Source organism: Streptomyces sp. NPDC058955 (assembly GCF_042741435.1).
GTDB lineage: Bacteria > Actinomycetota > Actinomycetes > Streptomycetales > Streptomycetaceae > Streptomyces.
On record NZ_JBHYKM010000099.1, the window covers coordinates 19,899 to 31,970 of the forward strand.

At 74.8% G+C, this 12,072-nt stretch carries 9 protein-coding genes; 6 read left to right on the forward strand and 3 right to left on the reverse strand.

What is annotated here, in order from left to right; translation table 11 throughout:
• Positions 1–88: 88 nt before the first annotated feature.
• A complete protein-coding gene (locus ACFW1I_RS29350) occupies positions 89–1,126 on the reverse strand; it encodes a DUF3533 domain-containing protein (RefSeq protein ID WP_384675544.1) in 1,038 nt (345 codons plus the stop codon).
• Between the two features lie 189 nt (positions 1,127–1,315).
• Here ACFW1I_RS29350 and ACFW1I_RS29355 point away from each other — a divergent pair, with 189 nt between their 5' ends.
• The 3 genes from ACFW1I_RS29355 (at position 1,316) to ACFW1I_RS29365 (ending at position 6,769) form a co-directional block, all read left to right on the forward strand.
• On the forward strand, positions 1,316–4,792 hold the full coding sequence (locus ACFW1I_RS29355; RefSeq protein ID WP_384675545.1) for a DNA polymerase III subunit alpha: 3,477 nt from the start codon (positions 1,316–1,318) through the stop codon (positions 4,790–4,792).
• A complete protein-coding gene (locus ACFW1I_RS29360) occupies positions 4,789–5,745 on the forward strand; it encodes a hypothetical protein (RefSeq protein ID WP_384675547.1) in 957 nt (318 codons plus the stop codon). The genes ACFW1I_RS29355 and ACFW1I_RS29360 overlap by 4 nt, the downstream gene beginning before the upstream one ends.
• A gap of 166 nt (positions 5,746–5,911) precedes the next feature.
• Entirely contained in the window at positions 5,912–6,769 is an 858-nt protein-coding gene (locus ACFW1I_RS29365) for an esterase/lipase family protein (RefSeq protein ID WP_384675549.1), read from the forward strand.
• A gap of 11 nt (positions 6,770–6,780) precedes the next feature.
• On the opposite strand, the gene ACFW1I_RS29370 is transcribed toward ACFW1I_RS29365, so the two are convergent.
• Together ACFW1I_RS29370 and ACFW1I_RS29375 are read right to left on the reverse strand one after the other, a co-directional pair.
• On the reverse strand, positions 6,781–7,803 hold the full coding sequence (locus ACFW1I_RS29370; RefSeq protein WP_384675551.1) for a lytic polysaccharide monooxygenase: 1,023 nt from the start codon (positions 7,801–7,803) through the stop codon (positions 6,781–6,783).
• 168 nt (positions 7,804–7,971) lie between these two features.
• Positions 7,972–8,640, reverse strand: coding sequence for a response regulator (locus tag ACFW1I_RS29375; protein ID WP_384675553.1), 669 nt, complete (start codon positions 8,638–8,640; stop codon positions 7,972–7,974).
• 152 nt (positions 8,641–8,792) lie between these two features.
• On the opposite strand from ACFW1I_RS29375, the gene ACFW1I_RS29380 reads away from it, so the two are divergent.
• The 3 genes from ACFW1I_RS29380 to ACFW1I_RS29390 are packed head-to-tail and all read left to right on the forward strand — an operon-like array spanning position 8,793 to position 11,776.
• The gene (locus ACFW1I_RS29380; RefSeq protein WP_384675555.1) at positions 8,793–9,776 is read left to right on the forward strand and encodes a Bug family tripartite tricarboxylate transporter substrate binding protein; all 984 of its coding nucleotides are present in this window, start codon (positions 8,793–8,795) and stop codon (positions 9,774–9,776) included.
• Positions 9,773–10,279 carry a tripartite tricarboxylate transporter TctB family protein gene (locus ACFW1I_RS29385; RefSeq protein WP_384675557.1) on the forward strand — a complete coding sequence of 169 codons (507 nt, stop codon included), beginning with the start codon at positions 9,773–9,775 and terminating at the stop codon, positions 10,277–10,279. The genes ACFW1I_RS29380 and ACFW1I_RS29385 overlap by 4 nt, the downstream gene beginning before the upstream one ends.
• Before the next feature lie 3 nt (positions 10,280–10,282).
• Positions 10,283–11,776, forward strand: a complete 1,494-nt coding sequence (locus ACFW1I_RS29390; RefSeq protein ID WP_384675559.1) for a tripartite tricarboxylate transporter permease — start codon at positions 10,283–10,285, stop codon at positions 11,774–11,776.
• Positions 11,777–12,072 lie beyond the last annotated feature (296 nt).

Here is a 12,072-nt window from a genome sequence, read left to right on the forward strand (position 1 = left end):
CGGCGCTCCCCCCCCGGCGCCCCCCCCCGCGGGGCGCCGCGCGCCCCCCCCCCCGGGGGCGCCCCCCCCCCCCCCCCTCTCCGGGGTGTCAGCTCCTGGCCTCGTCCAGCTCCGCGGCGATCGGCTCGCCCTCCGGCTTCCGCTTCAGCGAGGCCAGCACCAGCGTGACCGCCGAGCCGACCACCGCCCAGGCGGACAGCACCAGCATCGAGGCGGTCATGTCGTTGCCCTTGAAGTACGCGATCGAGCGCGCCGCCCAGGTGCCCGCGCCCGGCGGCAGGGCCGGGCCGATCGCCTTCCAGAAGGGCGGCAGCATCGGGGCGGGGAAGGCGCCGCCGGCGCTCGGGTTGCCCAGCACCACCACGAGCAGGATCGCCAGGCCGATGCCGACGATCCCGAAGACCGACTGGAGCGCGAGGGTGGCGGCGCCGACGGCGAAGACGACCAGGGTGCCGAGCCCCCACAGGGCGGCGACGGAGCCCGGCAGGGCGCCCAGGACCGGGCCGACGATGACGGCGCCGCCGAGCCCGCCGAGGACGGAGTAGAGGGCGAGGACGCCGAGCCGGATGATCGCCCGCTCGCGGTTGGCCGGCCGGGAGCCGGCGCTGATGGCGAGGATCGCGGCGCAGATGTAGCCGCCGACGCACCAGCCGACCACCAGGTAGAAGGCGGAGAGCCCGTCGAAGTCCTGCGGCGAGGCGGGGGCCACGTCGACCGTCCGCACCTCGCGGTTCTGGGCCGCCTCCACCTGGGTGAAGATCTTCTCCAGGGCGGAGGAGAGCACGGTGCCGCCGCCGGAGGCGACGAGCAGGGTGTCGGTGCGGCCCGCCGGGTTCACGATCAGGGCCCCGTCGATCTCCCGGTTCATGATCTGGTCCCGGGCCTCGTCGGCATCGGCGACCGCCCGCGGGTCGAGCGGGTCGCCGGGCAGCTTCTCCAGCTCGCCGAGGAGGGTGGCGGACACCTGCCGGGGCGCGACCACGCCGAACGGCACGTCCGACGGCTTCGGGTTGTGCAGGGCCCCGACGTACGAGGTGATGAAGAGGAGCTGGAGGGCGAAGACCCCGACGACGAGCAGGGCGGCTCGGGGGGTGACGGCGCTTTTCAGTTCGTCGACGAGACTCATGCCCCCCAGGTTCCGGGGGAGGGGGCGTTTCCGCAGGTGGGAGGGGGCCGAACGGCTGACGGAGGTCGGGCCCGCGCCGCTTATCGTACGCGCGTTCGAAATGAGCTAGGGTGGTGTGCGGGGGTGGGAACGTTTGTACGAATGCCGGTGCGGGAAGCACCGCCGGAGCAGGAACGCGGGAGGTGCGCCATGCGGGGCTTCACCCATCTGCACACCGCCTCGGGCCACTCCCTGCGCTACGGCGCCTCCCACCCCGGCGACCTCGCCGCCCGCGCCGCCGAGCGGGGCATGGACGCCCTCGCCCTGACCGACCGGGACAGCCTCGGCGGCGCCGTCCGCTTCGCCAAGGCGTGCGAGGAGCAGGGCGTCCGCCCGCTCTTCGGCGTGGACCTCGCCCATGAACCCCTGACCGCCCCCGACGGCCCCGCCGACGGACCCTCGTCCGCCCGCCGGGTTCCCGTGCGCGGCGGCGCCTTCGTCGACGAGTCCGCGCCCCGGGCCGTCTTCCTCGCCCGCTCCCGGGCCGGCTGGGCCTCCCTCTGCGCCCTCGTCACCGCCGCCCACGCCCGCGCCGGGGAGGGCCGGCCCGTGCTGCCCGCCTCCGCCGACCCCGGCACCGGCCTCCTCGTCCTGCTCGGCCCCGACTCCGACGTCGGCCGCGCCCTCGCCGCCGGCCGCCCCGACCGGGCCGCCCGGCTGCTCGCCCCCTGGCGCGAGCGGTACGGCGACGCGCTCCGCCTCGCCGCCGTCGACCACGGACGCCCCGGCACCGGCCCCGGCTCCCTGCGGCTCGCCGCCCGGACCGTCGGCTTCGCCGCCGAACAGGGCGTCCCGCCCGTCCTCACCAACGCCGTCCGCTACGCCGACCCCGGCCAGGGCCCGGTCGCCGACGTCCTCGACGCCGCCCGCCGGCTCGTCCCGATCGACCCCCGCAAGGGCCTCGACAGCGGCGAGGCGTGGCTCAAGGACGCCGCCGCGATGACCGCCGCCGCCGAGCGGATCGTCGAGGCCGCCGGCTTCCGCGCCGACGCGGCCCGCCGGCTGCTCGACCGGACCGCCGAGGCCGCCGCCGCGTGCCTGGTCGACCCCGAGGGCGACCTCGGCATCGGCTCCGCCCACTTCCCCGAGCCGCACCTGGTCGGCGCCGCGCACCGCACCGCCCAGCGCGTCCTCGCCTCCCGGGCCGCCGCCGGCATGGTCCTCAAGGGGTACGAGCGGCGGGGCGCCTACTGGGACCGGATGCACCGCGAACTCGACATCATCGCCCACCACGGCTTCGCCACCTACTTCCTGACGGTCGCCCAGGTCGTCGACGACGTACGGGGGATGGGGATCCGGGTGGCCGCCCGCGGCTCCGGCGCCGGCTCCCTCGTCAACCACCTCCTCGGCATCGCCCACGCCGACCCCGTCGAGCACGGCCTGCTCATGGAGCGCTTCCTCTCCAAGCGCCGCACCGCCCTGCCCGACATCGACATCGACGTCGAGTCCGCCCGCCGCCTGGAGGTCTACCGGGCGATCATCGGCCGCTTCGGCGCCGAACGGGTCGCCACCGTCTCCATGCCCGAGACCTACCGGGTCCGCCACGCCGTCCGGGACGTCGGCGCCGCCCTCTCCCTCGACCCCGCCGAGACCGACCGGATCGCCAAGGCCTTCCCGCACATCCGCGCCCGGGACGCCCTCGCCGCCCTCGACGAACTCCCCGAACTGCGCGAACTCGCGGGCGAACGCGAGAAGTTCGGCCGCCTCTGGGAGCTGGTCGAGGCGCTCGACGCGCTCCCGCGCGGCATCGCCATGCACCCCTGTGGCGTGCTCCTCTCGGACGCCTCGCTGCTCACCCGCACCCCCGTGATGCCCACCAGCGGCGAGGTCCCCCTAGGCCCTGGGGGCCTGGGAGGTGCCCCCATCCCCATGTCCCAGTTCGACAAGGACGACGTGGAGGAGCTCGGACTGCTCAAGCTCGACGTGCTCGGCGTGCGGATGCAGTCCGCGATGGCCCACGCCGTCGCCGAGGTCGAACGGGCCACCGGCACCCGGCCCGACATCGACGCGGTCCCGGAGGGCGACCCCGACACGTACGCGCTGATCCGCTCCACCGAGACCCTCGGCTGCTTCCAGATCGAGTCCCCGGGCCAGCGCGACCTGGTCGGCCGGCTCCAGCCCGAGACCTTCCACGACCTCGTCGTGGACATCTCGCTCTTCCGCCCCGGCCCGGTCGCCGCCGACATGGTCCGCCCCTTCATCGAGGCCCGGCGCGGCCGCGCCCCCGTCCGCTACCCCCACCCCGACCTGGAGGGATCCCTGAAGGAGACGTACGGCGTGGTCGTCTTCCACGAGCAGATCATCGAGATCGTGCGGATCATGACCGGCTGCGACCGGGCCGAGGCCGACCAGGTGCGGCGCGGGCTCTCGCACCCCGAGTCGCAGGGCCGGATCAAGGCGTGGTTCGCCGAACTGGCCAAGCGCCGGGGGTACGCGGACGAGGTCGTCGCCCGCACCTGGGAGATCGTCGAGGCGTTCGGCTCGTACGGCTTCTGCAAGGCGCACGCGGTGGCCTTCGCCGTGCCCACCTACCAGTCGGCCTGGCTCAAGGCCCACCACCCGGCCGCCTTCTACGCCGGGCTGCTCACCCACGACCCCGGCATGTACCCCAAGCGGCTGCTGCTCGCCGACGCCCGGCGACGCGGGGTGCCGGTGCTGCCGCTGGACGTGAACCGGTCGGCGGTCGCCCACCGTATCGAACTGGTGTCCGACGAACCTCCGGTGTGGGGGCTCCGGCTCGGCCTCACCGACGTCCACGGCATCAGCGGGGCCGAGTCCGCCCGCATCCAGGCCGGGCAGCCCTACGCCTCCCTCCTCGACTTCTGGGAACGGGCCCGCCCCGGCAGGCCCGTCGCCGAACGCCTCGCCCAGGTCGGCGCCCTCGACGCCTTCGGCGCCAACCGCCGCGACCTCCTCCTGCACCTCACCGAACTCCACCGCACCCAGCGCGGCGCCGCCTCCTACGGCGGCCAGCTCCCGCTCGCCCAGGGCCGCAAGACCGCGCCCATCGGCCTGCCGGACCTCGACGAGTCGGAGCGCCTCAGCGCCGAACTCGGCGTCCTCGGCATGGACGCCTCCCGCCACCTCATGGGCGACCACCACGCCTTCCTCCGCGAACTCGGCGTCGTCTCCGCCGAGCGGCTGCGCGCCACCCCCCACGGCCGGACCGTCCTGGTCGCGGGCGCCAAGGCCGCCACCCAGACCCCGCCGATCCGCTCCGGGAAACGCGTCATCTTCACCACCCTCGACGACGGCACCGGCCTGGTCGACCTCGCCTTCTTCGACGACGCCCACGAACGCTGCGCCCACACCGTCTTCCACTCCTGGCTGCTCCTGGTCAGGGGCGTGGTGCAGCGGCGCGGCCCGCGCAGCGTCAGCGTCGTCGGCGCCGCCGCCTGGAACCTCGCCGACCTCGCCGAACTGCGGGCCACCGGCGGTCTGGACGCGGTGGGGGAGCGGCTCGCGGAAGAGGCGGCCCGCCCCGCCGGGAGCACCGACGACGGCCGCCGCATCCGCATGGGGACCGGCTACGAGATGAACCCCTGGGCCGACCTCAAGCCCGCCGGGGAGGGCGCCGCCACCCCGGCGCGGAAGCTCTGGCACAGCAGCCCGGGGAGCGCCGGATGATCCTCTGCGTACGGTTCCGCCCGGAGACGCCGGAACCGCTCTTCCCCCGACTGGTCGACCTGCTCGGCGAGTTCACCCCCGTCGTGGAGGCCGCCCCGCCGCACGAGGCGCTCGCCGACGTGCGCGGCGCGCTGCGCTACTTCGACCGCACCCCCGCCGAACTCGCCGCCGTGATCCGCGTCCGGGCCCTCGCCCTGTACGGCGCCGACTGCGTCATCGGCGCCGGGCCCAACCCGATGCTGGCCCGGATGGCCGCCCGCGAGGCCCGCCCCGGCCTCACCCTGACCGTCGACGACCCGGCGGCCTTCCTGCGCGACCGCCCCGTCGTCGCGCTCGACGGCGTCGGCCGCACCACCGCCCGCACCCTCTGCGGCTACGGGCTCGACTCCGTGGGCCGGGTCGCCGACGCCCCGCTCGCCGTGCTCCAGCGGCTCGTCGGCGCCAAGGCCGGCCGCGACCTGTGGGAACGGGCCCGGGGCATCGACCGCACCCCCGTCGTCCCGAACGCCGCCGCCCGGTCGCTGGCCGCCGAGCGCTGCTTCCCGTACGACGAACTCGACCGCACGGAACAGCGCCGCGCCCTGCTCTCGCTCGCCACCGAACTGGGCGCCCGGCTGCGGACCGGGTCCCAGGTCTGCCGGTCCCTCGCGCTCACCGTGCGGTACGCCGACCGGAGCACCACGAGCCGGAGCCGCACCCTGCCCGAACCGACCGCCCACGGCACGGCGCTCACCGCCCTCGCGTACGCGCTCCACGACTCCCTCGGCCTCCAGCGGGCCCGGGTGCGGGGCGTCGCGCTGCGCGCCGAGGGACTCGGGCCCGCCGAACGGGCCGCGCACCAGCTCACCTTCGACCCGGCGGACGAGAAGGCCCGGCGGATCGAGGCGGTGGCCGACCGGGCCCGCGCGAAGTTCGGGCCGCGGGCGATCCTGCCGGGCTCCCTGGCGGCCTGAACGCCCCTCGCGCGGGCGGCCACTGACGACACGCCAGTTTTTACCGACGCGTAACTTCCCAGCGGGTAACACCCGTGCGTAACTTGGCTGAAGAGCATCCCCACTTGTGGTCCGGACCGCAGGGCACACCACCCCCACCTCCCTTGAGCCGCAAGGAGATCGCCCGATGCTGCCCTGGAAACACCTCACCAGAGCGCTGTCCGTCCTGCTCCTGACGGTCGCCGCCGTGCTCGCCCCCACCGCCGCCGCCCAGGCCGCCGAACCGAGCCGTGGCTGGAACGACTGGACCTGCAAGCCCTCCGCCGCCCACCCGCGCCCGGTCGTCCTCGTCCACGGAACCCTCGGCAACTCGATCGACAACTGGCTCGCCCTCGCCCCCTACCTGGTGAACCGGGGCTACTGCGTCTACTCGCTCGACTACGGGCAGCTGCCGAACGTGCCCTTCTTCCACGGCCTCGGCCCCATCGAGCGGTCCGCCGGCCAGCTCGACGCCTTCGTCGACCGGGTCCTCGCCGCCACCGGCGCCCCCGAGGCCGACCTCGTCGGCCACTCGCAGGGCGGCATGATGCCCCGCTGGTACCTCAAGTTCCTCGGCGGGGCCGACAAGGTGAACGCGCTCGTCGGCATCGCCCCCGACAACCACGGCACCACCCTGCTCGGCCTCACCAGGCTCCTGCCGTACTTCCCCGGCGCCGAGGACCTCATCGAGGCGACCACCCCGGGCCTCGCCGACCAGATCGCCGGCTCGGCCTTCCTCACCCGGCTCAACGAGGGCGGCGACACCGTGCCCGGCGTCCGCTACCACGTCATCGCGACCCAGTACGACGAGGTCGTCACCCCGTACCGCTCCCAGTTCCTCTCGGGGCCCAACGTCACCAACGTCCTCCTCCAGGACAAGTGCGCCCTCGACCTCTCCGAGCACGTGGCCATCGGCACGGTGGACCGGATCGCCTTCCACGAGGTGGCCAACGCCCTCGACCCGGCCCACGCCACCCCGACCACCTGCCTGTCGGTGATCGGCTGACCCGGTACCCCCTAGCGGGTACGCCGCCGGGTCACGCGGAACAGCACCGCCGCGCCGGCCGCCAGCACACCGGCACCGCCGAGCGCGAGGTACGGGGTGACGGAGGACCCGCCGGTCTCGGCCAGCTCCACCGACCCGCCGGCGGGGGCGGGGGCCGGGACCGGGGCGGCGGACGCGGTCACCGACGGCGTCGCGGCGACGGCGGGCTCCGTCGCCGCCGTGGCCGGCCCGGCGGACGGGGCCGTCCCCGCGGTCGGCCCGGGCGCCGCCGCGGTGGCCCCCGCGCCGGTCGACGCGTCGTGGTCCCCGTGCCCGCCGTGCTCGACCGAGGACTCCTCCGCACCCTCCTCGATCTGCGTGTCCGTCGGCGCGGACGCGGACGGCGCGGCACCGCCGCCGCCCGTCCCGCCCTCCCCGCCGAAGACCACGTCGGAGCAGGTGTAGAACGCCTCGGGGGAGTCGGACCGCTGCCAGATCGAGTAGATCAGGTGGCGGCCCGACCTCTCCGGCACCGTCCCCTCGAAGACGTAGTCGCCGCCCGACATCCCCGGGTCGGTCACCGTCAGGAACGGCCGCTCCTCCAGGTCCGACCACGTCAGCGGCTTCGACGGGTCGTAGCCGTCCTTCGTCACGTACAGCGCGAACGTGCCCTTGTGCGGCGCCGTCCCCTTGTAGCGGAAGGTGTGCTTCCCGGGGGCCAGCGGCGAGGCCGGCCAGTCCGCCCGGGCCAGGTCCAGGCCGCGGTACTTGTCGTTGCCCGCGCTGCACAGCTTCCCGTCCGGGATCAGCTCCCGGTGCCGGCCGGCCGCGGCCGCGATGTTCACCGCGTTCCAGTCGTAGAACGCCTGCGGCCCGCTCGCCGCCACCGCCGCCCGGCACGCCGCCGAATCCGGCGACTCGGGCCCCTCCGCGTAACAGGCCGCGACCCGGCTCACCGGGTCCGTCATCGAACCGTGCGCGAAGGCGGGCGCGCCGGAGAACCCGGCGAGGACCAGAGCGGTACCGGCGACCGCGGCCGTACGACGAGACGTCATGGGGGGACACTCCTGGGACGAGGGTGGTGTGGGGGGTGTCCCGCACGCTAGCCCCCGCGATCGCCGAACTCGCCCCGGAACAGAGGCGGACGGCGATTCTTAGGACCGCTTTAAGGCCCAGGAAAGAGCCTCCTAAAGAGCCCTCGGAAGAGGCGTCCGAGGAGCCCGTCACCCCGCCGGCCGGTACCGCCGCTCCGGGCGGCCCGTGCCTCCGTAGCGGAGGGTCACCTCGGCGCGGCCCGTGGCGGCGAAGTGCTCCAGATAGCGGCGGGCGCTGACCCGGGAGAGCGAGCCCGCCTCCGCGCACTCCGTCGCCGACAGGCCCTCGGGGTGGGCGCGCAGGATGCCCTCCACCAGCTCCGCCGTGTGCGCCGCGAGGCCCTTGGGGAGTTCGCGGGAGCCGCGCGGACGGGTGCCGAAGATCTGGTCCACGTCCTCCTGGCGGGCCTCGTCCAGGCCGTCGAGGCGGGTGCGCAGGGAGGCCACGTGGCGCAGCTGCTCGTGGAGGGCGGCCTGGTTGAAGGGCTTGATCAGGTAGTGCAGGGCGCCGGCCCGCAGCGCCGCCCGGACCATGCCCGCGTCCCGGGCCGCCGTGATGAAGAGCGCGTCCATCGCGAGACCGGCCCCGCGCAGCTCGCGCAGGACCCCGATGCCGTCCATGTCGGGCAGGAAGATGTCCAGGAGGACCAGGTCGGGACGGAGCCGGTGGGCGGCGCGCAGCGCCTCCGCGCCGGTGTGCGCGACACCGACGACGGAGAAGCCCGGCACGGCCGACACGTAGCGGCTGTGCAGCTTGGCCACCATGAAGTCGTCGTCGACCACCAGCACCTTCGTCACGCCGGACACGCTAGGTCGCGACCACAAGGACCACAACGTCCGTTGGTTGCGGAAGCGCGACAGCTTCCTCACGCGCGGGCAACATGTGGCCCACTTCACTCGTCCCGGGCCCCGCCCGGGAACCCACCCCCAACCACCGAGAGGCGGCCGCGTTGCGTCTTCGCACCCCCTTCGCCCTGCTCGGGGCGGCGCTGCTGGTGCTCGTGGGGCCGCCGCTGCTCACCCCCGGCAGCGGCTCCGACACCGGCACCGACATACCCGGCCTGCGGTTCATGGTCCCCAACACGCCCGGCGGCGGCTACGACATCACCGCCCGCACGGCGGCGAAGAACGCCGAGGAAGCCGGCCTCACCGGCGACATCGAGGTCTTCAACCTGCCCGGCGCGGGCGGCACCGTCGGCCTCACCCGGCTCGTCGGCGAGCGCGGCGACGGCCGCATCGCCATGTCGATGGGGCTCGGCGTCGTCGGCGCCGTCCACACCAACAAGACCCCCAGGACCCTCGCCGACACCACCCCGATCGCCCGGCTCACCGAGGAGCAGGACATCGTCGTGGTCTCCAAGGACTCCCCGTACACCACCCTCCAGGAACTGCTCGCGGACTGGCGGAAGGACCCCGGGAAGCTGCCCGTCGGCGGCGGCTCCTCGCCCGGCGGACCCGACCACCTCGCGCCGATGCTGATGGCCCAGGCCGCCGGCATCCCGCCGAAGGACGTCAACTACATCCCCTTCGACGGCGGCGGCGAACTCCTCGCCTCCATCCTCGGCTCCAAGGTCGCCTTCGGCGTCTCCGGCGTCGGCGAGTACCTCGACCAGATCAAGGCCGGCGAGCTGCGGCTGCTCGCCGTCACCGGCGCCGAGCGGGTCCCCGGCCTCGACGCCCCCACCCTCCGCGAGGCCGGCCTCGACACCGATTTCACCAACTGGCGCGGCATCGTCGCCCCGCCCGGGCTCACCGACGCCGAACGGGACCGGCTCGTCACCCTCGTCACGAAGCTGCACGACTCGCCCCAGTGGCGCGAGTCCCTGCGGACCCACGGCTGGACCGACGCCTTCCTGCCCGGCGAGGAGTTCGGCGCCTTCCTGACCGCGCAGAACACCCGCGTCGACACGGTGCTGAAGGAGCTCGGACTGTGACCACCCCCAAGCCGTCCCGGCTGCGCGACCGTTCCGAACTCGGCGTCAGCGCCCTCCTGCTCCTCCTCGGCGTCCTCGTCCTCACCGACGCCCTCACCCTCGACGTCGACGTCACCGCCCGCGGCCCCGTCGGCCCCGCCACCGTCCCCCTCGTCGTCGGCTGCGGCCTCCTCGTCGTCGCCGTCCTGCTCGCCCTCGACGTGCTGAACGGCGGCCGCGGCGAGGCCGAGGGAGGCGAGGACATCGACCTCGACGCCCCCGCCGACTGGCGCACGGTCCTGCTGCTCGTCGGCGTCTTCCTCGGCTTCGCCGTCCTCATCGGCCCGCTGGGCTTCCCGGTCTCCGGCGCCCTGCTCTTCTGGGGCGCGGCCTACGCCCTCGGCAGCCGCCACCCCGCCCGCGACCCGCTGATCGCGGCCGTCCTCTCCCTCCTCACCTACGGCGTCTTCGACCGCCTGCTGGGCGTTCCGCTGCCCGGCGGGCCGCTGATGGGAGTGCTCTGACCCATGGAATCCCTGACCTCCCTGATGGACGGCTTCGGGACCGCCCTGACCCCGGTCAACCTGCTGTGGGCCGCCGTCGGCGTGCTCCTCGGCACCGCGATCGGCGTGCTGCCCGGCATCGGCCCCGCCATGGCCGTCGCCCTGCTCCTCCCGGTGACCTACGGCCTGGAACCGACCGGCGCGTTCATCATGTTCGCCGGCATCTACTACGGCGCCATGTTCGGCGGCTCCACCACCTCGATCCTGCTCAACACCCCGGGCGAGAGCGCGGCCGTCGTCGCCGCCATGGAAGGCCATCCGATGGCCAAGGCGGGGCGCGGCGCGCAGGCGCTCGCCGCCGCCGCGATCGGCCACTTCACCGGCGGCATGATCGGCACGATCCTGCTGGTCGCCCTCGCCCCGGCGGTCGCCGCCCTCGCCGTCGGCATCGGCGCGCCCGACTACTTCGCCCTGATGGTCCTCGCCTTCATCGCGGTGACCTCGGTCCTCGGCTCCTCCCGGGTCCGCGGGGTCGCCTCGCTGCTGATCGGCCTCACCCTCGGCCTGGTCGGCCTCGACCAGCTCACCGGCCAGCAGCGGCTCACCTTCGGCTCGCTCCAGCTCGCCGACGGCATCGACGTCGTCATCGTCGCGGTCGGCCTCTTCGCCATCGGCGAGGCGCTGTGGGTCGCCGCCCACCTGCGCCGCACCGCCGGCCGGCCGGTCCCGGTGGGCCGCCCGTGGCTGGGCCGCGAGGACGTGAGGCGGACGTGGAAGCCGTGGCTGCGCGGCCCGTTCATCGGCTTCCCGTTCGGCGCGATCCCGGCCGGCGGCGCCGAGATCCCGACCTTCCTGTCGTACGTGACGGAGAAGCGGCTCTCCCGGCACCGGGACCAGTTCGGCAAGGGCGCCATCGAGGGCGTGGCGGGCCCCGAGTCGGCCGCCTCCGCCTCCGCCGCCGGCACCCTCGTCTCCATGCTGACGCTCGGCCTGCCGACGACCGCGGTCGCCGCGGTGATGCTCGCCGCCTTCCAGCAGTACGGCATCCAGCCGGGCCCGCTGCTCTTCGAGCGGGAGCCCGAGCTGGTGTGGGGCCTGATCGCCTCGCTCTTCGTCGGCATGGTCCTGCTGCTCGCGCTCAACCTGCCGCTCGCGCCCGTCTGGGCGAAGCTGCTGCGCATCCCGCGCCCGTACCTCTACGCCGGCATCCTGTTCTTCGCCGCCGTCGGCGCGTACGCGGTCGGCGGCGAGGCCCTCGACCTGGTCGTCCTGCTGGTGGTCGGCCTCCTCGGCCTCGGCATGCGCCGCTACGGCCTGCCGGTGCTGCCGGCGGTCATCGGCGTCATCCTCGGCCCGGCCGCCGAACAGCAGCTCCGCCGCGCCCTCCAGATCAGCGACGGCTCGATCACCGGCCTGGTGAACACCCCGTTCTCGGTGACCGTCTACGCGATCGTGCTGCTCCTGCTGGCGTGGCCGCTGCTGCGGAAGGCGCTGACCCGCCGCCGCAGCGCCGCCTGACCGGCCCGGGGGCGTACGACGGTACGACGATCGGGGTGACGGCCGGCCCAACGCGCCGATGAAGGAGTGAGTTTCGGACAACGGGCGACCGGATCCGGTATCCCTGGCGGGCGAAGTCTCCCCCCACCCCGAAGGGACACCCCCCCATGCGCGTCCGACTCGCGGGGGGCGGCCCCGCCCCCCCACCCCCCCCCCCCCCCCCCCCCCCCCCCCCCCCCCCCCCCGGGGCCCCCCCCCCCGCCCGGGGGGGGGGTGTGGGCCCCCGCCCCCGCCCGGATAGGCGATGTGAGGGCGGG

Coding starts and splice junctions, on each gene's coding strand:
- ACFW1I_RS29360 (WP_384675547.1), top strand. CDS start 4,789: ATGATCCTCTGCGTACGGTTCCGCCCGGAGACGCCGGAACCGCTCTTC.
- ACFW1I_RS29390 (WP_384675559.1), top strand. CDS start 10,283: ATGGAATCCCTGACCTCCCTGATGGACGGCTTCGGGACCGCCCTGACC.
- ACFW1I_RS29350 (WP_384675544.1), bottom strand. CDS start 1,126: ATGAGTCTCGTCGACGAACTGAAAAGCGCCGTCACCCCCCGAGCCGCC.
- ACFW1I_RS29365 (WP_384675549.1), top strand. CDS start 5,912: ATGCTGCCCTGGAAACACCTCACCAGAGCGCTGTCCGTCCTGCTCCTG.
- ACFW1I_RS29355 (WP_384675545.1), top strand. CDS start 1,316: ATGCGGGGCTTCACCCATCTGCACACCGCCTCGGGCCACTCCCTGCGC.
- ACFW1I_RS29370 (WP_384675551.1), bottom strand. CDS start 7,803: ATGACGTCTCGTCGTACGGCCGCGGTCGCCGGTACCGCTCTGGTCCTC.